A 21,045-nucleotide genomic window follows, 5' to 3' on the forward strand; every position below is an offset into this window, starting at 1 on the left:
CCCCTATCAAAGGGGGCCCACATGCCCCCCCCCCCCCCCCCTGCGGAGATCTCCTCGTCCACCCAGGCCCCGCCTATCACGGCCAGGCTCTTTTCAAGGATCGGGTCGGCTGTGACGCCAATGTCATCGCGGCCTTGGAGCAGCAGAGGGCAGACAGGCTGCAGCAGCAGGATTCTTAAGCGCCTTCATCTGTCGGCTCGTCTCTCAGGGCCAACTAAAGTGGTAAACCGTGAATCAGCTCAGTCTCTCCATGGACCCCAGCATTGAGGACGTCGAGGCCAGGGCCCAGCGCTCCCGGCTGCCGCGGGCTGTCGAAAACGGCGATGGCTTCACCTTCACTACCAAGCGGGACAAAGCGGTGGCGGCACTGCGATCGTTCCCAAGGATCCGCGGTGTCAGTGATGTCGATCTCGCAGGATTCGTTGACGAGGGGCGCCGCTGACCCTTCCCCTGGATGGACCCGTCGCCAGCGGATCCCCAAGAGCCGGGCAAAATGGCAGCGCATGTGCTGACGTCGATGGTCACGGCCAGGCCCCCTTCCCGTCCCGGCGGCGCCCCTCCAGGTGGCAAGCAGCAGCGCTTGGCGGCCCGCCCCGCCTGGGACTGGCGCCTCTGGGCGATCGTGGGGCTCTGCTTCGGGGTCGGCTACGCCGCCAGCCTGCGGCTGCTTAGCCTCGGCGGCCCCGAGGAAGAAGGCAGCCGCCAGCGCTTCGATGTCCAGCCCGCCCCGGGCACGACCCTCGATTCCCTGCGCCAGCGCTTCGGCGGCGACGCCCGCGAGATCCGCGGTGATCTCGATCTGCTCGAGCTGGAGCAGGAGCAGAAGCAGGAGGCGGCCGCGATCGAGGAGCGTCGCCGCCAGATGGAGGAGCGGGACGCCGAGGAACGCCGGCGACTGCTCGAGGGCGGGGAGACCCCGCCGACCGACCAGCCGGCCGCGCCAGGCGCCGCCGATGCCGGGCTCCCGGCGGTCCCTGTCCTGCCGCCGCCGCGCACGCCACCGGCCCGGGAGCGGGAGGAGGCCGGCCCGGCGCCGATCGCCCCGCCGCCGCTGAGCGCCCCACCGGCCCCCGGAAGCCAGCCCTGATCTGCCACAGTTCGGTCATCCCTCCGGCCAAGTCATGAGCGCGCCGCAGTCCCTCGCCAAGGCGGCCATGAACCGCCTGGCCGCCCGCCTGGGCAGTGGCCTGGCTGACGTGGCCGCCACCCTGGCGGCCCTCGCCCAGGAGGCCCCCGCCCGGGTGCAGCAGGAACTGAGTCTGTTCTGGGAGGAGGTGGCCATGGAAGCCGAACGCATCGAGAACGACCGCGGCGCCGGTGCCCCCGCGTCCCGGGGCGGCGCCGCCGAAGATCCCCAGGAGCGCATCGATGCCCTGCGGGCCAAGGTGGCCGAACTCTCCCGGCGCCTCGACCGGATGCCGGCAACCCCCGACGGTCCGCCGCGGTCTCCGGGGCAGCCCTGATGGCGGCCCCTTCCACCCCCGGGATCGTTCTGTCCCGCCTCTGGCGGTCCCTGCGCATCTGGCGCCTCGTGCTCCAGCTGCTCGCGGGTCTCTGGTGGGACGCCCGGCCCTGGACCTACCCGGGCGGACGCACCCCGCAAGCCCAGGCCGCCCGCCAGCGCCGACGGGCCCGCTGGCTCACGGCCCAGTTCCTCGAGCTCGGTTCCGCCTTCATCAAGCTCGGCCAGCTGCTCTCGGCCCGCCCCGATGTCCTCCCCGCCGACGTGGTGGAGGAGCTGGCCCACCTGCAGGACCGGGTGCCCGCCTTCCCCTTCCCCGTGGTGGAGTCCCTGCTGGAGCAGGAGCTGGGGGAGCGGCGGGCGGAGATCATCGATCTGGAGGTGGTGCCGCTGGGCTCGGCGAGCCTGGCCCAGGTGCACCGGGCCAGCCTGCGCAGCGGCCGCCAGGTGGTGTTCAAGGTGCAGCGGCCCGGGCTGGAGCGCCTGTTCCGCCTCGATCTGGAGGTGCTCCAGCAGGTGGCCGCCGCGGTGCAGCGCCATCCCCGCTGGGGCGCCGGCCGTGACTGGGTGGGCATCGCCAAGGAGTGCCGGCGGGTGCTGCTGCGCGAGCTCGATTTCCGCCTCGAGGCCGAGCACGCCGCCCGCTTCCGCCAGCAGTTCCTCGACGACCCCGGCATCCGCATCCCGGCGGTGGTCTGGGAGCTGAGCTCCCGGCGGGTGCTCTGCCTCGATTACGTGCCCGGCATCAAGATCAACGACCGCGAGGCCCTCGTCAGTGCCGGCATCGATCCGGCGGCCGTGGCCGAGAAGGGGGCGGCCAGCTACCTGCAGCAACTGGTGCGCTTCGGCTTCTTCCACGCCGACCCCCACCCCGGCAACCTCGCCGTCGCCAGCGACGGGGCGCTGATCTACTACGACTTCGGCATGATGGGCCAGATCTCCGAGCGGCTGCGCAGCCGGCTCGGACGCATGGTGCGTGCCGCGGCGGCCCGGGATGCCGCCTCCCTGGTGGACGAGCTGCAGCAGGCCGGGCTGATCGCCGCCGGCATCGACCCGGGGCCGGTGCGGCGGCTGGTGCGGGTGATGCTCACCGAGGCCCTCACGCCCCCCTTCAGCGCCAACGTCATCGACAAACTCTCCGGTGACCTCTACGAACTCGTCTACGGCCAGCCGTTCCGGCTGCCGCCCGAACTGATCTTCGTGATGCGGGCCCTCTCCACCTTCGAGGGGGTGGGCCGCAGCCTCGATCCTGGCTTTAGCCTCATCGCCATCGCCCGTCCCTACCTGTTGCCCCTCATGACCGCCAGCGGCAACGGCCCCAACGAACTGTTCAGCGAGCTCTCCCGCCAGGCGGCCGAGGTGGGCAGCCGCGCCTTCGGGATCCCCCGGCGACTCGACGAGAGCCTGGCCCGCATCGAACAGGGGGATCTGCAGGTGCTGATCCGCGCCGGTGAGACCGATCGCTTGCTGCGGCGCCTGGCCCTGGCCCAGCAGAGCGCCGGCCAGTCGTTCCTGCTCGGCACCCTGGCGGTGGCGGCCTCCGTGCTGGCGGTGAGCAGCCGCCCGGTGCTCGCCGCCGTCCCGCTGGTGCTGGCGGTGCCCCTCACCGCCGGCTGGCTGAAGATGCAGGCCCGGCTCCAGCGCGACGGTCGCCTGGATCAGCTGCCCGGTGTGTCGTCCCCGGCCCGGCCGGACTGAGCCGGGCCCGGCTCAGTCCGGGCCCCGAGGGTTCAGGCCTTGCCCCGCGGTCCCCGGTCCTCCACACCGGCATACACCGCCTGGCTGCCCAGTTCGTCCTCGATGCGCAGCAGCTGGTTGTACTTGGCGACCCGGTCGCTGCGGCTGAGGGAGCCGGTCTTGATCTGGCCGGCCCGGGTGGCCACGGCCAGGTCGGCGATGGTGGTGTCCTCGGTTTCGCCGCTGCGGTGGCTGATCACGCTGGTGTAGCCGGCCCGGGTGGCCATGTCGATGGCCTGCAGCGTCTCCGTGAGCGAGCCGATCTGGTTCACCTTGATCAGGATCGAATTGGCGATGCCCTGCTCGATCCCCTGCTGCAGCCGGGTGGTGTTGGTCACGAACAGGTCGTCGCCCACCAGCTGCACCGTGCCCCCCAGGCGCTCGGTGAGCAGGCGCCAGCCCTCCCAGTCGTCCTCGGCCAGGCCGTCCTCGATCGAGACGATCGGGAAGCGGCTCGCCAGGGCCGCCAGCTGGTCGACCATCTCGGCGCTGGTGTAGCTGCCGCCGCCGAAGGCGTAACGGCCATCGGCGTAGAACTCGGTGCTGGCCACATCGAGGGCCAGGGAGATCTGGTCGCCGGGCCGGTAGCCGGCCTTCTCGATCGCCTGCATCAGCAGCTCACCGGCGGCGTCGTTGCCGGCCAGGTCGGGGGCGAAGCCGCCCTCGTCGCCCACGGCGGTGGACAGGCCCTGATCCTTGAGCAGCCCCTTGAGGGTGTGGAACACCTCGGCGCCCATGCGCAGGGCCTCGCGGAAGCTGCCGGCCCCGTGGGGCACCAGCATGAACTCCTGGAAGTCCAGGTTGTTGGAGGCGTGGGCGCCGCCGTTGATGACGTTCATCAGCGGCACCGGCAGCAGGGTGGCCATCGGGCCGCCCAGGTAGCGGTAGAGCGGCAGGCCCAGGGCCTTGGCGGCGGCGTGGGCCGTGGCCAGGCTCACCGCCAGGATCGCGTTGGCGCCGAGGGCGGATTTGTTGTCGCTGCCGTCGAGTTCGTTCATGGCCGCGTCGACGGCGCCCTGGTCGAGGGCGCTCAGGCCGCACAGGGCCGGGGCGATGCGCTCCTCGATGTTCTCCACCGCCTTGCTGACGCCCTTGCCGAAGTAGGCCTTCTCGCCGTCCCGCAGCTCATGGGCCTCATGGGCGCCGGTGCTGGCGCCGCTGGGCACGATGGCGCGGCCGCTGGCGCCCCCCTCCAGATACACCTCCGCCTCCACCGTGGGGGTGCCGCGGGAGTCGAGCACTTCGCGGGCAACGATGGAGTCGATGACGAGGTCGAGGGAGTCGTACACAGGCGGTGTGCTGGTGGGCGAATCCTATGGGTCGTCCTCCGCCCTCGCCTGTGTTCCCTGCGCCACCCTGGTCAGAATGGCCCGAGCTGGTGCACCGCCGATGCGACTCCTCCACACCATGCTCCGGGTGGGCGATCTGGAGCGCTCCCTGCGCTTCTACACCGAGGTGCTGGGCATGAAGCTGCTGCGCCGCAAGGACTACCCCGGCGGCGCCTACACCCTGGCCTTCGTCGGCTACGGCGACGAGGCGGACACCACCGTGCTGGAGCTCACCCACAACTGGGACACCGACGCCTACGAGATCGGCACGGGGTTCGGCCACCTGGCCATCGGTGTCGACGACATCCATGCCACCTGCGCGGCGATCGCCGCCAAGGGCGGGCGGGTGGTGCGTCCGCCCGGTCCGAAGCAGCACGGCACCACCGTGCTCGCCTTCGTGGAGGACCCGGATGGCTACAAGGTGGAACTGATCCAGACGTCCTCACGGTCCGATGCGCACTGATTCCCGCATGCGTGACGACCGGGGCGCGGGGGGCGCTGCGGCCAGCCTCACCGGCGACCCCGACCGCTTCAGCGACGCCGCCTGGGATCTGCTGATCGCCTCCCAGGACCAGGCCCGCCGCTGGCGCCATGGCGCCATGGACGTGGAACACCTGCTGCTCACCCTGCTGCTGAACCGGCGCTTCGCCAGCTGGGTGGACCCCCTGCCCCTCGACGAGGACCGGCTGCTGGACCGGCTCGAGACCTTCTGCGCCGAGCAGCCGGACGGCGGCGGCGGCACCCTCTACATCGGCGATGCCCTCGAGGACCTGCTGGAGGAGGCCGATCGGCGCCGGGCCGCCTGGGGTTCCCGTCTGCTGGATGTGCCCCACCTGCTGCTGGCCCTGCTGGTGGAACCCCGGATCGGGGCGTCCCTGCTGGTGGAGGAGGGGCTGAGCGAGGACCTGCTGCTGCGCCAGTGGCGCCCCCTGCCGGCTGCGGCCGAGGCCGCTTCCACCGGGGCCACCGTGACCGCCGCTGCCCCCGCCCCGTCGCTGGCGCCGGCCCCTCCGGCCACGGCGCCAGCGCCGGCCCCCTCGCGGGCGGCCACGGCGCCCGCCCCCATCGCCCCCCCGCGGCCGCCGGCGGCGCCCGAGCCCGCCATGACCCTGCAGCGGGAGGGGGAGCCTGAACCCGGCGCCCTCGAGCGCTATGGCCGCGACCTCACCGCCGCCGCCCGGGCCGGCCAGCTCGATCCGGTGGTGGGGCGCGACACCGAGATCCGCCGGCTGATCCAGGTGCTTTCCCGGCGCAGCAAGAACAACCCGGTGCTGATCGGTGAGCCCGGTGTCGGCAAGACGGCCGTGGCCGAATCCCTGGCCCAGCGGATCGTGGCCGGTGAGGTGCCCGATGCCCTGCGGGGCCTGCGGCTGGTGGCCCTCGACCTGGGGGCCCTGATCGCCGGGGCCAAGTTCCGCGGCCAGTTCGAGGAGCGCCTGCGCAGCGTGCTGGCCGAGGTCCGCGACAACGACGGGGTGCGCGGCGAGGACGGGGAAGGCGGTCGGGCCGGCGGGGTGGTGCTGTTCATCGACGAGCTGCACACGGTGGTGGGCAGCGACCGCTCCGGCGCCGATGCGGCCAGCATCCTCAAGCCGGTGCTGGCCCGCGGCGACCTGCGCTGCATCGGCGCCACCACCCCCGAGGACTACCGGCGCAGCATCGAGAAGGATCCGGCCCTGGAGCGCCGCTTCCAGCAGGTGGTGATCCGCGAGCCCGATGGCCCCACCTGCCTTGAGATCCTGCGGGGGCTGAAGGAGCGCTACGAGCTCCACCATGGCGTCACCATCACCGACGGGGCCCTGGTGGCGGCGTCCCGGCTGGCCTCCCGCTACATCAGCGACCGCTGCCTGCCGGATTCGGCCATCGACCTGATCGATGAGGCCGCCGCCAACCTGCGCATGGAGGCCACCTCCAAGCCCCAGGTGGTGGAGGCGGCCGAGGCGGAACTGCGGCGGGTGGAACTGGCGCTGCTGGCCGCCGAGGCGGCGCCCCTGGAGGAGCGGGTGCAGCTGCAGGAGCAGCGGCGCCTCGCCCATGAGCAGCTCGACCGCCTGCAGCGGCGCTGGGCGGGGGAGCGGGAGCGCCTGGCGGAGCTGCGCGAGCTGCTGCAGCAGGACGAGGACCTGCGCCACGCCATCGCCGAGGCCGAGCGGGACGGGGACCTGGAGGAGGCGGCCCGGCTGCAGTACGACCAGCTGCACGGGGTGCAGCAGCGCCGGGCGGCCCTGGAGGCGGAACTGCAGAGCGATCCGATGCTGCGGGAGCAGGTGGAGGAGGGGGACATCGCCGATGTGGTGGCCCGTTCGACCGGCATCCCCATCCAGCGGCTGCTGGCCGGCGAACGCCAGAAGCTGCTGGAGCTGGAGCAGCGGCTCGGTGAGCGGGTGATCGGCCAGCCCGAGGCGGTGGCGGCGGTGGCGGCCTCGATCCGCCGCTCCCGCGCCGGCATGCAGGCCCCCACCCGGCCGGTGGGGTCGTTCCTGTTCCTGGGGCCCACGGGGGTGGGCAAGACGGAACTGGCCAAGGCCCTGGCGGCGGCCCTCTTCGATGAGGAGGAGGCCCTGGTGCGGCTCGACATGAGCGAATTCATGGAGCGCAACGCCGTCGCCCGCCTGGTGGGGGCTCCCCCCGGCTACGTGGGCTACGAGGAGGGCGGCCAGCTCACCGAGGCCGTGCGCCGCCGCCCCTATGCGGTGCTGCTGCTCGACGAGGTGGAGAAGGCCCACCCCGATGTCTTCAACCTGCTGCTGCAGGTGCTCGACGACGGCCGCCTCACCGATTCCCAGGGCCGCACGGTGGATTTCCGCCACACCGTGGTGATCATGACCAGCAACCTGGCCAGCCGCGCCATCCTCGAGCGGGCCCGCTCCGCCCCTGCTGCCGGTGAGCCGGGGGATCCCGGCCCCGAGGAGGGGGAGCAGGCCCGCGACCGCAGCCTCGATCGGGCGGTGGAGGAGGCCCTGTCGCGCCAGTTCCGGCCGGAGTTCCTCAACCGCATCGATGAGGTGATCCGGTTCCGTCCCCTCGCCCGTGCCGATCTGGAGCGGATCGTGCGGCTGCAGCTGGCGGAGCTGGCCCTGCTGCTGCGGGAGCAGCATCTGGAGCTGGAGGTCGACGAGGCCGTCGTGGCGGCCCTGGCCGCCCAGGGTTACGAGCCGGAGTACGGGGCCCGGCCCCTGCGCCGGGTGCTGCGGCGCCGCATCGAGAACCCCCTGGCCACCGAGCTGCTGGAGGATCACTTCACGGCGGCCCGGGGGGTGCGGCTGGAGCTCGCCGCTCCCGGGGAGACGGGCTTCCGCTTCGTTCCCCTGGCGGACACCCGGGAGGGACGTCCGGTAGGGTGATCGTTTGTCGATGTCTGCCGACACCAGGGCAGCCATCGGAATCCACACCGTGGACCCCATCCCCCCTGCCACCACCACCACGAGCAGTCCCGACGGGCCCCTGGCCCGCGGGAACGGCACGTCCGCGCCCGACGACGGTCCGGATGGCTTCCCCTCCGAGGAGAAGGAGCCCACCGGCTTCGTGGCGGTCACGCTCGCGGAGCTGCGCAAGGTCGTCTGGCCGAGCCGTCAGCAGCTGTTCAGCGAGTCGGTGGCGGTGATCCTGATGGTGAGCCTTTCGGCCGCGGCGATCGCCGCGATCGACCGCTTCTACCACTGGGGATCAACCCAGATCTTCCGTTGATGACCCTTCCCCCGCCTGCCGTGCCTGAGATCGAACCGGACGCCCCCGAGGTGCTGGAGCTCCCCGCCGAGGGTACGGATCCCGCTGGGGAGGTCCTCGACCTCGCCGCCGAGGGCGGGGCCGAAGCCGCTGAAGCCGCCAAGCCCCAGGTGGCCCGCTGGTTCGCGGTCCAGGTGGCCTCCAGCTGCGAGAAGAAGGTCAAGGCCACCCTGGAGCAGCGGGCCGTCACCCTGGGGGTGAGCAACCGGATCCTTGAGATCGAGATCCCCCAGACCCCCGGTGTGAAGCTCAAGAAGGACGGCAGCCGCCAGTCGATCGAGGAGAAGGTGTTCCCCGGCTACGTGCTGGTGCGCATGGTGCTCGATGAGGACACGATGATGGCGGTGCGCAGCACCCCCAACGTCATCAACTTCGTGGGCCAGGAGGAGCGTCGTGCCACCGGCAAGGCCCGCGGCCACATCCGGCCCCGGCCCCTCAGCCGCCAGGAGGTCGACCGCATCTTCAAGCGTGCCGCCGAGAAGAAGCCCGTCCTCAAGGTCGACCTCACCGAGGGGGATCAGATCCTTGTCACCGCCGGTCCGTTCAAGGACTTCCAGGGCGAGGTGATCGAGGTCTCCGGCGAACGCAGCAAGCTGAAGGCCCTCCTGTCGATCTTCGGCAGGGAAACCCCGGTCGAGCTCGAGTTCTCCCAGATCAGCAAACAGAGCTGATCGAGCGGCGGCCGCCTCCCTGCGGAGGGCGGCCCCGGGTGGCCCCCTCGAGGGCCGCCATCCCGCCGGGCCGGCCCCCGCCCCGGCGATCCGCAACCTCCCGCAAGGGAGTTTCGTCCCGCACTCCCGCAAGGGAGTTTCGCCCCCTAGCCCAGCCGATGGCCAAGAAAGTCGTAGCTGTGATCAAGCTGGCCCTCCAGGCCGGCAAAGCGAACCCCGCACCACCGGTGGGCCCTGCCCTCGGTCAGCACGGGGTCAACATCATGGCGTTCTGCAAGGAGTACAACGCCCGCACCCAGGAGAAGGCCGGGTATGTGATCCCGGTGGAGATCTCGGTCTTTGAAGACCGCAGCTTCACCTTCATCACCAAGACCCCGCCCGCCTCGGTGCTGATCTCCAAGGCGGCCGGCATCGAGAAGGGTGCCGCCACGTCCGCCAAGGGAGCGGTGGGTGCCATCAGCCGCGCCCAGCTCGAGGAGATCGCCAAGACCAAGCTGCCCGACCTCAACTGCACCAGCGTCGAGTCGGCCATGCGCATCATCGAAGGCACCGCCCGCAACATGGGCGTCGCCGTCAAGGACTGACCGTCACCGGTCGTCGTTCCACACCCTTCATCTCACCGCTCCATCACCTTTCTGGGGGAGACCGATCACGGTCGTCCGCACCCCTTACCGCCATGACAAAAGTCTCCAAACGCTTCACCGCCCTCGCCGCCAAGGTGGAGGACCGCGCCTACGAACCGCTCGAAGCCCTCGCGCTGGTCAAGGACAACGCCACCGCCAAGTTCGACGAAACCATCGAAGCCCATGTGCGCCTGGGCATCGACCCCAAGTACACCGACCAGCAGCTGCGCACCACCGTGGCCCTGCCCCACGGCACCGGCCAGACCATCCGCATCGCCGTGATTGCCCGGGGCGAGAAGGTGGCCGAAGCCAAGGCCGCCGGTGCCGACCTGGCCGGCGACGATGAGCTGGTCGACCAGATCGCCGGTGGCGCCATCGACTTCGATCTGCTGATCGCCACCCCCGACATGATGCCGAAGGTGGCCAAGCTCGGCCGGGTGCTCGGTCCCCGCGGCCTGATGCCGAACCCCAAGGCCGGCACCGTCACCACCGATCTGGGTGGCGCCATCAGCGAGTTCAAGGCCGGCAAGCTGGAGTTCCGGGCCGACCGGGCCGGCATCGTCCACGTGCGTTTCGGCAAGGCCAGCTTCGACACCGCCAAGCTGCTGGAGAACCTCAAGGCCCTGCAGGAAACCATCGACCGCAACAAGCCCAGCGGTGCCAAGGGCCGCTACTGGAGGAGCCTCTACGTCACCTCCACCATGGGTCCCTCGGTGCAGGTCGACTTCGCCGCTCTCCAGGACATCAAGCAGGAGAGCTGAGCGTCCGCGGTGCCTGCCTCCCCATGGCTGCGGATCGGCGGCTGGGTGGCCCTGCCGCTCGGCCTGCTGGCGCTGGGGTGGGGCCTGTTCTCCAGGCCCCCGTCCACGTCAATGGCGGTGGAGCCAGCCCAGCCTCCGCGCCCTGATGCTCCGGTCACCTTCGTCGGCGACTCACTCACGGCCCAGGGCGACTGGCAGGTGGCCTTCCCCGATCGGGTGGTGTTCAACCAGGGCGTGAGCGGTGACACCAGCTTCCAGCTGATGGCCCGCCTGCCGCAGATCCGCCGCACCGGGGCCGGCACCTACCTGGTGATGGTGGGCATCAACGACATCGTCTGGGGCTACGACCCCGGCCGGGTCGCCGCCCGGATCCAGTGGCTGCGCACCGGTCTCCAGATCGGCACGGGGGCCCGGGTGATCATCCAGTCCACGATTCCCTGTGCCCGCTTCCGCTGTGGTGCCGACGGGGTCCGCCGGGTGGCCGAGCTCAACGCCCTGCTCGCCAGCCAGACGCCTCCCCGTGACTTCGTCGACCTCACCCCGGTGATGGCGGACGGCGAGGGTCTCAGGCGTGCCTACACGGTCGATGGTGTCCACCTCAATGCCGCCGGGTACGGCCGCTGGGCGGCCCGGCTGCGGGAGCTGGGTCTGCCGTGATGTAGGTTCAAGAGCTGGATTCGTCCAGAAGGGCACGCGCCCCACCCAAGACAGCAGGTCGTCAGGGCCACCGATTTCGGTCGGTTGTCCCCTGCCGTAAGCCCTGCCGAGGTTCACGCGATTGGTTTTTGCCTGGGCTGGGGTCTCCAACGGAGTCCATCAGATCGGAGCGGAGCGATGAGCGGCCTCGAAGCCCCCCGCCAGGGGAGCCCGTCAGGACCGCGTTCCCTGCTTGTTCCCCCGATCCGATCCACCTCCTATGGGCCGCACGCTGGAGAACAAGCAACAGATCGTCGAAGAGCTCAAGGGGCTCCTCGGTGAGGCCGAAATGGCGCTGGTCCTTGATTACAAGGGCCTGACCATCAAGGAGATGACTGATCTGCGGACCCGTCTGCAGGCCAGCAACGGTGTGTGCAAGGTGACCAAAAACACCTTGATGCGCCGTGCCATCGATGGTGACAGCGCCTGGTCGGATCTCGATTCCCTGCTCACCGGCACCAATGCCTTCGTCCTGGTCAAGGGCGATGTCGGCGGTGCGGTGAAGGCCCTGCAGTCCTTCCAGAAGGACAGCAAGAAGTCGGAAGTGAAGGGCGGCCTTTTCGAAGGCAAGCTCCTTTCCCCAGACGACATCAAGGCCATCGGGGATCTGCCCTCCAAGGAGGTGCTCATGGCCCAGATCGCCGGTGCGATCAATGGCCTGGCCACCAAGCTGGCTGTGGGCATCAACGAGGTTCCGTCCGGTCTCGCCAGGGCGCTCAAGCAGCACGCCGAATCCGGCGAAGGTTGAGTTCGCACCCGCGAACCCCTGGGCTCCACCGATCCTCCCGTTCTGTTGCTGATTCCCCCCCATGTCCGCTACCACCGACCAGATTCTCGAACAACTGAAAACCCTCTCCCTGCTTGAGGCTTCCGAGCTCGTCAAGCAGATCGAAGAGGCCTTCGGCGTGTCCGCCGCCGCTTCCGCCGGCGTCGTTGTGGCCGCCGCCGCCCCCGGTGCCGCCGCTGAGGCCGTCGAGGAGCAGACCGAATTCGACGTCATCCTCGATGGCTTCGATGCGGCCGCCAAGATCAAGGTGCTCAAGGCCGTCCGCGAGGCCACCGGCCTCGGGCTGGGCGAAGCCAAGGCCCTGGTCGAAGCCGCTCCCAAGGCCGTCAAGGAGGGCATCTCCAAGGCCGATGCCGAAGCTCTCAAGAAGAGCATCGAAGAAGTGGGTGGCAAGGTCTCCATCAAGTGACCCGCCGTTGCCGGGCCTCCGGGTCCGGCAGCCCCGCTTCGTTTTCAGCCGGTCCTTCGGGGCCGGCTTTTTGATGGCTTGTGCATAAAAAAAAGCCCCGCCGAAGGCAGGGCTCTGGAGATGGAACGATTCCGGGAGTCTGTCCTCGTTTCGACCCTGGAAGAGCGTCCTTCACTCCTCACGAAGTCAGATTAAGGGGCCGGAAAGGGGGATGGCGGCAGGGGGGACCGGAGATTCAACTGGCCACAGCCCCGGCCCGCCCCGGCTCAGAGCCCCTCGCCACCATTGCCGCTGCCGCTGCTGCCGCCGCTGTAGGGAATCACCTGGAGGGCGACGGCCCGCCCGGAGCTGCCCATCGCCATGCTGTCCTCCCCCTGGCCCGCGCCCGGTTCGATGGGGCTGAGGGCCGGCGGCTGGGCCCGGCCGGGGCCGAGGGGCCGGCGCCAGGTGGGGGAGCCGCCGGCGCTGGCGATCAGCTGCTCCAAGGGGGTGGCGCTGGCGAAGTAGAGGTGGCTCAGGGCCCGCTCCCCGTAGGTGCGCCGCTTCAGATCCCAGCCCTGCTCGAGCCTGAGGGCCACGAAGCCGTCACGGTCCCGCAGGGGAATGTCGGCCCTGCCCACCACCAGGATGGCCGAGGTGCCCGGGGAAATGGCCTGGAGCTCCAGGCGGGATCCCACCTGCTGCACCCGCAGCCGGTAGGCGGTGCCCAGGTCCTGCTCGGCGACCCGCAGGGAATAGCCGTTGCTGTCGAGGTAGCGGTTGCAGATGCCGGTGTAGTCGAACCGGTTGAGGGTCGGATCCACCAGGCCATCCGGCCGGGCCTGCCAGCAGGCGGGCTGGGGTGTCAGCTGCTCCAGCACCAGGAGCGTCCAGTCGTTGTCGCCCACCGGGCGCGCCAGCACCGCGAAGCGATCGGCGTCGACGTCGGCGCTCTGGAAGAGACCGGCGGCCATGGCCAGCCGGGGCTGGACCATCGGCAGGCCGGCTCCGGCCAGGGCCAGGCCCGCCAGGGCCAGGTAGGTTCGCTGCATGGGAACACCTCCAGGGCCCGGGCGTTCTCCGGGAGAGAGGGACCCATTCAAGCGATGCTGTCAAGACGTCTCCATGGGTGATCGACCGGTGCGGGTAGTGGCTGCCGCCTGTGACGGGGCCTGCAGCGGCAACCCCGGCCCGGGTGGCTGGGGCGCCCTGCTGCGCTTCGAGGACGGCTCCCGTCGGGAGCTGGGGGGGGCGGATGGGGCCACCACCAACAACCGCATGGAGCTGACCGCCGCCCTGGCGGTGCTGGAGGCCCTGCGGGAGCTGCCGCGCCACCCGGACCTGGTGCTTCGCACCGACAGCCGCTATCTGATCGACGGCTTCGAGAAGTGGATGGCCGGCTGGAAGCGCAAGGGATGGCGCACCGCTTCCGGCGGGGCCGTGCTCAACCGTGATCTCTGGGAGCGGCTGGATGCCGCCCGGCTGCCGGGTCTGGCCCTGCGCCACGTGCGCGGCCACAGCGGCGATCCGGACAACGACCGCTGCGATGCGATCGCGGTCGCCTTCTCCCGCGGCCAGTCCCCGGCCCTGGCGACCGAAGCCCGGCCCGGCCGGTCACCGGCGTCGGGAGCCCCTGCCGCCGCCGATCCGGAGACCGAAGCCCCCGCGGCCGGCTCCCCGGCGCTGGCCGACCCTTCCGAGCCGGCCCCGCCGTCGCTCCAGCAGCTGCTCTCCCGGCTGGAGCTGGCCGACCGGCTGGCGGCGGGCGGCTACAGCCTGCGGACCGTCGAGCTCGCCAGGCTGCTGGAGGTGCCCACGGCCCGTCTCGAAGGGAAGGTGGAGCCATGGCTCTGGCGCGACTGGCTCGTCAGACCCCTGGGCAACGGGTGCTGGCGCCTGGAGCGCGGCGCGGGAGGATTGGACAGGCCGCAGTGAGGAGACAGGGATGCCGCAGGAGCCAACGACCAGCGGCGGCCAGGTGGGGACCGGCGCCCTCTATGCCCGGTTCGTCGGGCCCCTGCTGCGCCGTGACGACGGCGCCGATGCCGAGCAGCTGAGCCGGATGACCCTCCTGGCCCTGGGGCAGGCGTCCCTGCGCCGCCACTGGCCCCTGGTGAGCGGCAGCCTGGAGGGCCTCGGGGCGGAGCTGCAGCGCCGGGACCCCCGGCTGGAGCAGACCCTGTTCGGCTGTCGCTTCGCCAATCCCGTGGGGCTGGCGGCGGGCTTCGACAAGAACGGGGTGGCGGCCGCCATCTGGCACCGCTTCGGCTTCGGCTTCGCCGAGCTGGGCACCATCACCTGGCAGCCCCAGCAGGGCAACCCGCGGCCGCGGCTGTTCCGGCTGGCCGAGGAACGGGCGGCCCTCAACCGCATGGGGTTCAACAACGACGGGGCCCGGGGCGTGCGTCGGACCCTGGAACGGCAGCACCTGCCACCCCCCGGGCAACGGCCCGCGGTGCTCGGCATCAACCTGGGCAAATCGAAGGCCGTGTCGCTGGAGATGGCCCCGGACGATTACGCGGCCTCCCTGGAGCTTCTGGCCCCCCTGGCCGACTACGCCGTGGTCAACGTCAGCTCCCCCAACACCCCGGGGCTGCGGGACCTGCAGGAGGAGGCCCAGCTGCGGCGCCTGGTGGAGCGGCTGCGGCGCCTGCCCGCCTGCCCGCCCCTGCTGGTCAAGATCGCCCCCGACCTGGAGGACGATGCCATCGACACCATCGCCCGGCTGGCCTACGAGGAGGGGCTGGCCGGTGTGATCGCTGTGAACACTTCGGTCCACCGGCTCGGGCTGGACGGTCGCCGGCTGGTGGCCACGGGCCGCACCCTGGCCGAGGAGACCGGAGGGCTGAGCGGCCGCCCCCTGCGCCGGCGCGCGGTCGAGGTGCTGCGGCGGCTGCGGGCGACCGCCGGTCCGGCCCTGCCCCTGATCGGTGTGGGGGGCATCGATTCGGCCGAGGCCGCCTGGGAGCGGATCAGCGCGGGCGCCTCCCTGATCCAGATCTACACCGGTTGGATTTATGAAGGCCCCGTACTTGTTCCGTCCATTCTGGAGGGATTGTCGCGGCAGCTGGACGCCCACGGATGCCGGACGCTTTCGGAAGTTGTAGGTTCGGGGATGCCTTGGCGCCCGTGATTCGGTAACTTTCGCTGGCATCGGATCGGAGCCTTGGTTTTTTCTGGCCTGATCGGCTTGAAGGATGATCTCGAAGATCGTCTGAGGCCCGTCCGCGCCCAGCTCTTCCCGCGTCAGTTGCTGCTGGAGCTTCAGGACGACTCCCTGAAGGGGCAGGTGCTGAGGGGATCGGGGCCGGAGGCCGTGAGCATCGATCTGCCCCTGCCGCCCCTCACCTGTCTGGATGGCCAGCCCCTGGAGAAGGAGCCCCTCGGTGATCTGATCGGCGATCTTCTGGTGCGTGACGGCCTGCTCGATGCGGTCGTCCTGGCCTCCCTTCCCGAGGGGGCGGCGCAATGGCGGGTTCTCGACTGGCCCTTCGAGGCCATCCCCGACGATCCCATCGCGGCCCTGCGCACCATCGACCCCCCCCTGAATCTGGCGGTTCCCCTGGCGGAGGCCACGATCGATCTGCGGCCCCTGGCCGGATCCACCCCCCGGCTGCTGATGGCCGTGGCCCCCAGAAAGCTGGTGGACGACTGGATCGATGTCTTCAACCTGGCCGGCGTGCAGCTGGAGCGGCTGGCCCCGGCCCAGTCATGCCGGCTGGCGGCGGTCACCTCCGTGCTGGAAGCGGCTCCCGAGGATGAACTGACCGTGCTGCTGCATCCGCTGCCGGCCGGCGGCCAGCTGCTGCTGCTGCGCGGGACGGAACCGGTCTTCGACTGGTCCCTGCCCCAGGACGAAGCGTCCCTCATCCGGGAGGTGAATCGCTGCGTGACCTTCTACCGTCGCCGGGATCCCTCCATCCGTCGGCTCCGGCTGTTGCTCAGCGCACCCCTCCCCAGCCAGGACCGCCTGCAGGACGCCCTGGGCGTGCGGGCCGAGATCCTCACCCCTGAGCCCTTCGGTTCCCTGGTGCTCCAGGGGCTGGCGATGGTGGAGTCGGTCCGATGAGCCCACCGATCCTCGATCTGCTTCGGGAGAGGCGCAAGGAACTCGGCCAGGAGAGCATGGTCTCGGCCCTGCAGGACCGGCGCCCCCTGCTGCTGCGTGGTGCTCTGATCGGGGCGATCGTCCTGGGCGGGTCCGTCCTGGCCACCGCCCTGGTGTTCCTCCGCTTCCAGTACGTCCGGATGCAGACCGCCCAGCTGACCCGGTTCGAGGCCGAGGCCACCCAGATGCAGGCGGAGATGGCCGCCAGCCGGGCCAGGCTCGACCAGCTCGCGGCCACCAACCGCAGCCTCACCGAGGGGCTCACCACCCTGCGCACCTCCTCGGCCCTCCTGGCCGACCTGCAGCTGCGCACCCCCGAAGGCATCCAGATCCAGAGCGCCGAGGCGGAAGGCACGAACCTCGTGCTCAAGGGACAGGCCCTCGATCCCCTGGCTTTCGCCCGCATCAATGCCCTGCAGCTGGAGCTGTCCCGCTCCCCGCTGCTGAACCCCAAGGGAGTGGCGCTGGTGAAGCTGGAACGGGTGCCGCCCGGCGATGCACCGGCCGGGCAGGCCGGGACCGCCACCCCGGCGCCCGCCCCCGCGACGGTCCGCTTCGAACTGTCGGGGCCGTTCGCCACCCTGCCCCCCGCCCGCCAGCTGAGCGTCATGCGCCAGCTGGGATCGGAGGGCATGGTGCGTCGGCTGCAACTTCTCCAGGCGGAGGGCCTCATCCCATGACCAACCTTCAGCAGGGCTCCAAGCGTCTCCCAGTCGCCAGCCTGCGCCTGATCTGGCTGCTGCTGCCGGCGGGCGTGCTGGGTGGACTCGGGCTGCTCCTGATCCTGGCGGGCCTGGTGCCCCTCTGGGCCGGCCTGCAGCGGGACAGCCAGCGCCTCCAGGAACTGGAGCAGCTGCGGGACCAGGTCACACTGATGCGTGCCCAGCTGGTGACCACCCAGGAAAGCACCGAAGCCGCCATGGCCAGCAAGGCCAAGATCGAGCGGCTGATCACGGGCAACGGCGACCTGTCCACCTTCCTGGCCATGCTCGACCGCGAGGCCGCCGCTTCGGGCGTCGAGCTGACCCTGTTCGAGCCCACCCAGGCCGCAGCCCCCGCCGCCGCCACGCCCCCTGGGGCCGCCCCCGCTCCCCCCGCCGCGGCCCCACCCCCCGCGGGAGGAGCCCCTGCTCCGGCTGCGGCCCCTGCCGACCCCCTGGCTCTTCAGGGGCTCACCCTGCGCACCCTGCTGGTGTCGGCCAAGGGGTCGTTCCCGTCCCTGCTGTTCTTCCTGCGACGGCTGGAGGCCCTCAACGTGCTGGTGGTCCAGAGCGATCTCAGTCTCACCATCCCCGAAACCGAGCCCTCCGAGCGAAACCGGCCCAACGTGGTCTCGAGCCCGCCGGTGCTGATGAAGCTCACGCTGGGTCTGTACAGCCGCACCCCGGCTCCGGCCGCAGCCCCTGCCGCGGCGGCCCCGGGGGCGACAGCTCCGGCCCCGGCGGCGGCGCCGGCCCCTGCACCGGCGCCCGCCCCTGCGCCAGCGCCGACCCCCGCTCCCCCTGCCCCTTCCAACTGACCATGCCCATCCAACGGGATAAGGCAACTGGCCGTTTCGCCCCATCGCCGATACCATTCGAGCGATTCGGAGATCAGCGGAACGTGGCAAAACGTCAGTGGCGGCACGTTTTTTCTGCGTCTCTTGGTGTGGTGGCCCTCCAGGCAACGGGTGTGTCCACTGCAGTCGCGGCGGTTGTTCCATCCCCTGCCGGGGGCTCTTCCGGCGTCCGGCTGTCTGAGATCGCCCAGGCCACTGGCAGTCTCGACATCAAGCTGCGTCGCCTCCCGGACTCCGTCGAGGTGGTGATTGAGGGCACCGGCCCATCACCGATGCTTCAGCAGACCACCCAGGGAGCCGTCTGGCTGGGCCGCCTGCAGACCGCCCAGCCGATGACCCTGCGCCGCGGCCCGGTGCGGCTCTCCCTGCCCGAGGCAGGGCTGCAGAGCATCAGCTTCGAGGGTTCGGGCAACGTCTTCGATCTGAAGGTCTCCCCCACCCCCGGATTCCCGGTGGGCCGGCCCGTGGTGAGCGGCGACGGCCGCAGCCTGATCCTCACCTTCAACGCTCCGGCGCAGCCCACCCTCCAGACCCTCACCCCCAACGTCACCACCCCGGGGCGGGTCCCCCAGCCCGGCTTCGTGCCGCCCCTGCAGCCACGGGCGGTGGCTCCGCCGCTGGGGGACATGGCCGTGGGCACCATGACCATCAGCAACCCCAGCTACGTGAATGTCAGTGGGCCGCCGGTCACCATGACCCTCCGCAACGCCCCGGCGAAGGACGTGCTCATGGCCCTCAGCCAGCTGGGGGGCTATGGATTCGTCTATGTCGGCGATACCCCTGCGGCGGGCTCCACCCCGGCCCCGACGGCCACGGGCACGTCCCCAGACATGCGGCCCATCTCCATCTCCTTCCGCCGGGAGAACTACGGCCGGGCGATCAACTCGGCGCTCCTGGCGGCGGGGCTGCAGGGCAAGCGCGACGGCAACACGATCTTTGCCGGCCCCAACGTGCTGGCCAAGAGCTTCGGTGCCCAGCTCTCCAAGGTCTACCGGCTGAACCAGGTGCCGGCCAACTCGGCGGCCGATTACCTGGCCAACCTCGGTGCCCAGGTCACCAAGACCAACACGATCACCACGGCGGTGTCCGAGGGGGTCGCCGCCACGGCCGCCCCCGCCGGCAGCCCCACGGCCTCCACCACCACCGCCAGCACCACCACCACGGTGGAATCCTTCGGGGCCACGAACGGCCCCCTGATCGGCCTGCGGGCCACCACCGACACCCGGCTGGGCACCATCACCCTGGTGGGCGCCCCGCGGCTGGTGGCCATCGCCGAGCAGTACCTGAGGCAGCTCGATCTGCGCCAGCGCCAAGTGGCCCTGTCGGTGAAGATCCTGGACGTGAACCTCCAGAACGACACCGAGCTCTACAACAGCTTCGCCTTCCGCTGGGGCAACAATTTCATCGTCAACGACAACGGCACCCTGGCAGCGAACTTCGGCGGCGTTCTCGGCGGTGCTTCCGTTCAGAGAGGTCTGGATGCGCCGTTGCTTCCCGGACAGCCCCTGGCAGGATTTGTCGGACAGACGAACCCAGGCGCGGCCGTCGGGGCGACTGGCCAACCTCTATATCCAAACAACAATTTTTTTGATTTTTTCCAAGCGCGCATCCTCGCCGACAATTCTAAAGTCTTGGCCAGTCCGACCCTGATCCTTCAGGAGGACCCCTCAATCCTGCGTGACGATTCTGCTGGAGGCGCTGCTGGCGGCGGCGGGGACACGGCCGGCTCCAGCCTTTTCTCCTCCTCCTTCGACAACATCGACGCCCCGATCGGGCGAAAGCGGGGAAATGAAGGTGTCGTGCGGGTGGGCATCAACGTGCCCACCAACGTCACCTCTAATGTGACCGGCACATCGGCCACTGTGAGCTGCACCATCAGCGAACTCTCCACGGCCGGTCTCGTGCTGGGAGCTCGCGTCCAGAAAATTGACGACAACGGCTTCGTTACGTTTTCGCTCTCCCCCAGTATCTCGGCAGTGGAACGCGAGGTCAGCGCCGGTAACCAATGCCCCCCCATCAGCATCCTGCGGGTCCGTCGCCTGGATACGGGCGTCGTCCGCGTCCGCGATGGCCAGACCCTGATCCTCACTGGCGTCATCTCCGATTTCGACCGGGCTCTGGTGTCGAAATGGCCGATTCTGGGGGATATTCCCATTATCGGCCAGTTCTTCCGGGCCTCGTCCAACAATCGCGAAAAGCGGGAGCTGGTGATCATGGTGACGCCGCGCATCATCAATGACACCGAGGGCGGCACCTACGGCTACGGCTATCAGCCCTCCACCCCGGCCTCCCGGGCCTTCCTGGGCGGCGAGCCCCAACCTTCGATGACCCCCTGATCCGGGACGTCCCCTGAATCAGAAGCCCTGATTCAGAAGGCCAGGGGCAGGAGAAACTTCATCGCCAGAGGGGCCACGGCCGAGGCGAAGGAGGCGGCGCCGGAGAGCATCTGGCCGCCCATGCCGCTGCCCTGGTTGGTCTTCTTGCCGGGTTTGAGCAGGGCGGTGGCCACCTCGGTGAGTTGTTTCGCCTGGGCCTCCTCGCCGGCCTGGCCGTAGAGGACGGCGGCGTAGTTCAGGTCGGCGGCGGCCAGCTCGGTCTTGCCCTGCTCGGTGCGGCTCAGGCCCCGGGCCACCCAGCTGATCGCCGCGTCCGGCTGCAGCCGGATCGCCTCGGAGAACAGCTGCTCCGCCTGGGGATGGCGCCCTTCCAGGGCGGCGGTGACCCCGGCGTTGTGGAGTTCCGGGTAGCTCAGCACCGTGGGGGCCACGCCCCGGGCGTCCTGCCAGTGGCTGCGGGCCAGTCCGCCGGGGTCGATCTGGGCGCCGCTGAGGTCGCTCTGGCGCAGGTCGGTGCCCTCCAGATTGGCCCCGCGCAGATCCGCACCCCGCAGGGACGCCCCCTGCAGGCTGGTGAAGCGCAGGTCGGCCCCCTGGAGGTTGGCCCCATCCAGCCGGGCCTGGCCCAGGTTGGCGCGCTGCAGCCTGGCGCTGCGCAGGTCGGCGTCGCGCAGGTCGGCGTGCACCAGGTCCGCATCCTGCAGCTTGCAGCGGGGGCAGTCCCGCTGGCTCAGCAGCCGCATCAGGTCGGCGTCGCTGCCGGCCTGCCCAGGACCGGCCAGCAGCAGCACGAGAAGCGCCGGGCCGGTGAACAGCAGCCCGGTCAAGGCGTGGCGAACGGACCCTTGGGGACTGGTCATGGTC

General features: G+C 70.5%; 22 protein-coding genes. 19 read left to right on the plus strand and 3 right to left on the minus strand.

Annotation, left to right across the window (positions count from 1 at the left end):
• The first annotated feature begins 250 nt into the window (after positions 1 to 250).
• From L107_RS10250 to L107_RS10265, 4 genes are all read left to right on the plus strand, one after another.
• Positions 251 to 442: a type II toxin-antitoxin system prevent-host-death family antitoxin gene (locus L107_RS10250; RefSeq protein WP_159818539.1), complete on the plus strand. Its 192-nt coding sequence runs from the start codon at positions 251 to 253 to the stop codon at positions 440 to 442.
• A 75-nt stretch (positions 443 to 517) separates the two neighbouring features.
• A complete protein-coding gene (locus L107_RS10255; protein WP_159818541.1) occupies positions 518 to 1,087 on the plus strand; it encodes a hypothetical protein in 570 nt (189 codons plus the stop codon).
• A gap of 34 nt (positions 1,088 to 1,121) precedes the next feature.
• Positions 1,122 to 1,463 carry a hypothetical protein gene (locus tag L107_RS10260; RefSeq protein ID WP_159818543.1) on the plus strand — a complete coding sequence of 114 codons (342 nt, stop codon included), beginning with the start codon at positions 1,122 to 1,124 and terminating at the stop codon, positions 1,461 to 1,463.
• Positions 1,463 to 3,160 carry an AarF/ABC1/UbiB kinase family protein gene (locus tag L107_RS10265; RefSeq protein ID WP_159818545.1) on the plus strand — a complete coding sequence of 566 codons (1,698 nt, stop codon included), beginning with the start codon at positions 1,463 to 1,465 and terminating at the stop codon, positions 3,158 to 3,160. Before L107_RS10260 ends, L107_RS10265 begins: the two co-directional genes overlap by 1 nt.
• 32 nt (positions 3,161 to 3,192) lie before the next feature.
• Here the strand turns inward: L107_RS10265 and eno are convergent, their stop codons facing one another.
• Entirely contained in the window at positions 3,193 to 4,488 is a 1,296-nt protein-coding gene (eno, locus tag L107_RS10270) for a phosphopyruvate hydratase (RefSeq protein WP_159818547.1), read from the minus strand.
• Between the two features lie 100 nt (positions 4,489 to 4,588).
• On the opposite strand from eno, the gene gloA reads away from it, so the two are divergent.
• The 9 genes from gloA to rplL all read left to right on the plus strand — a co-directional run bounded on the left by gloA (position 4,589) and on the right by rplL (position 12,200).
• Positions 4,589 to 4,990: a lactoylglutathione lyase gene (gloA, locus tag L107_RS10275; protein WP_106219438.1), complete on the plus strand. Its 402-nt coding sequence runs from the start codon at positions 4,589 to 4,591 to the stop codon at positions 4,988 to 4,990.
• A complete protein-coding gene (locus L107_RS10280) occupies positions 4,980 to 7,871 on the plus strand; it encodes an ATP-dependent Clp protease ATP-binding subunit (protein ID WP_159818549.1) in 2,892 nt (963 codons plus the stop codon). The genes gloA and L107_RS10280 overlap by 11 nt, the downstream gene beginning before the upstream one ends.
• Positions 7,872 to 7,971: 100 nt before the next feature.
• The gene (secE, locus tag L107_RS10285) at positions 7,972 to 8,214 is read left to right on the plus strand and encodes a preprotein translocase subunit SecE (protein WP_236550635.1); all 243 of its coding nucleotides are present in this window, start codon (positions 7,972 to 7,974) and stop codon (positions 8,212 to 8,214) included.
• Positions 8,214 to 8,924: a transcription termination/antitermination protein NusG gene (nusG, locus tag L107_RS10290; protein WP_159818551.1), complete on the plus strand. Its 711-nt coding sequence runs from the start codon at positions 8,214 to 8,216 to the stop codon at positions 8,922 to 8,924. The genes secE and nusG overlap by 1 nt, the downstream gene beginning before the upstream one ends.
• 158 nt (positions 8,925 to 9,082) lie before the next feature.
• Positions 9,083 to 9,508, plus strand: a complete 426-nt coding sequence (gene rplK, locus L107_RS10295) for a 50S ribosomal protein L11 (protein WP_106219434.1) — start codon at positions 9,083 to 9,085, stop codon at positions 9,506 to 9,508.
• Between the two features lie 92 nt (positions 9,509 to 9,600).
• Positions 9,601 to 10,308 carry a 50S ribosomal protein L1 gene (gene rplA, locus L107_RS10300; RefSeq protein ID WP_159818553.1) on the plus strand — a complete coding sequence of 236 codons (708 nt, stop codon included), beginning with the start codon at positions 9,601 to 9,603 and terminating at the stop codon, positions 10,306 to 10,308.
• 9 nt (positions 10,309 to 10,317) lie between these two features.
• Positions 10,318 to 10,965 (plus strand): GDSL-type esterase/lipase family protein, encoded by a 648-nt coding sequence (locus L107_RS10305; RefSeq protein WP_159818555.1) that lies wholly within the window; start codon positions 10,318 to 10,320, stop codon positions 10,963 to 10,965.
• Between the two features lie 259 nt (positions 10,966 to 11,224).
• Positions 11,225 to 11,752: a 50S ribosomal protein L10 gene (rplJ, locus tag L107_RS10310; RefSeq protein ID WP_159818557.1), complete on the plus strand. Its 528-nt coding sequence runs from the start codon at positions 11,225 to 11,227 to the stop codon at positions 11,750 to 11,752.
• A gap of 61 nt (positions 11,753 to 11,813) precedes the next feature.
• On the plus strand, positions 11,814 to 12,200 hold the full coding sequence (gene rplL / locus L107_RS10315) for a 50S ribosomal protein L7/L12 (protein ID WP_106219430.1): 387 nt from the start codon (positions 11,814 to 11,816) through the stop codon (positions 12,198 to 12,200).
• Positions 12,201 to 12,466: 266 nt separating this feature from the next.
• Here rplL and L107_RS10320 read toward each other — a convergent pair whose 3' ends face one another.
• Positions 12,467 to 13,231, minus strand: coding sequence for a DUF3747 domain-containing protein (locus L107_RS10320; RefSeq protein WP_159818559.1), 765 nt, complete (start codon positions 13,229 to 13,231; stop codon positions 12,467 to 12,469).
• Positions 13,232 to 13,304: 73 nt separating this feature from the next.
• Between L107_RS10320 and L107_RS10325 the strand changes: the two genes are divergently transcribed.
• The 6 genes from L107_RS10325 to L107_RS10350 all read left to right on the plus strand — a co-directional run bounded on the left by L107_RS10325 (position 13,305) and on the right by L107_RS10350 (position 20,181).
• Complete coding sequence (locus L107_RS10325; RefSeq protein ID WP_159818561.1) at positions 13,305 to 14,114, plus strand: ribonuclease H; 810 nt, start codon at positions 13,305 to 13,307, stop codon at positions 14,112 to 14,114.
• A 10-nt stretch (positions 14,115 to 14,124) separates the two neighbouring features.
• Positions 14,125 to 15,312 (plus strand): quinone-dependent dihydroorotate dehydrogenase, encoded by a 1,188-nt coding sequence (locus tag L107_RS10330; protein ID WP_159818563.1) that lies wholly within the window; start codon positions 14,125 to 14,127, stop codon positions 15,310 to 15,312.
• 57 nt (positions 15,313 to 15,369) lie between these two features.
• Positions 15,370 to 16,248 carry a hypothetical protein gene (locus tag L107_RS10335; protein WP_159818565.1) on the plus strand — a complete coding sequence of 293 codons (879 nt, stop codon included), beginning with the start codon at positions 15,370 to 15,372 and terminating at the stop codon, positions 16,246 to 16,248.
• Positions 16,245 to 16,967 (plus strand): PilN domain-containing protein, encoded by a 723-nt coding sequence (locus L107_RS10340; protein WP_159818567.1) that lies wholly within the window; start codon positions 16,245 to 16,247, stop codon positions 16,965 to 16,967. Before L107_RS10335 ends, L107_RS10340 begins: the two co-directional genes overlap by 4 nt.
• On the plus strand, positions 16,964 to 17,806 hold the full coding sequence (locus tag L107_RS10345; protein ID WP_159818569.1) for a hypothetical protein: 843 nt from the start codon (positions 16,964 to 16,966) through the stop codon (positions 17,804 to 17,806). The genes L107_RS10340 and L107_RS10345 overlap by 4 nt, the downstream gene beginning before the upstream one ends.
• Before the next feature lie 311 nt (positions 17,807 to 18,117).
• The gene (locus L107_RS10350; RefSeq protein ID WP_236550625.1) at positions 18,118 to 20,181 is read left to right on the plus strand and encodes a type II secretion system protein GspD; all 2,064 of its coding nucleotides are present in this window, start codon (positions 18,118 to 18,120) and stop codon (positions 20,179 to 20,181) included.
• 32 nt (positions 20,182 to 20,213) lie between these two features.
• Here the strand turns inward: L107_RS10350 and L107_RS10355 are convergent, their stop codons facing one another.
• Positions 20,214 to 21,041, minus strand: coding sequence for a pentapeptide repeat-containing protein (locus tag L107_RS10355; protein WP_159818573.1), 828 nt, complete (start codon positions 21,039 to 21,041; stop codon positions 20,214 to 20,216).
• Positions 21,042 to 21,045 lie beyond the last annotated feature (4 nt).

The sequence above is a fragment of the Cyanobium sp. Copco_Reservoir_LC18 genome, assembly GCF_009834675.1.
In the GTDB taxonomy this organism is placed as follows: domain Bacteria; phylum Cyanobacteriota; class Cyanobacteriia; order PCC-6307; family Cyanobiaceae; genus Cyanobium; species Cyanobium minutissimum.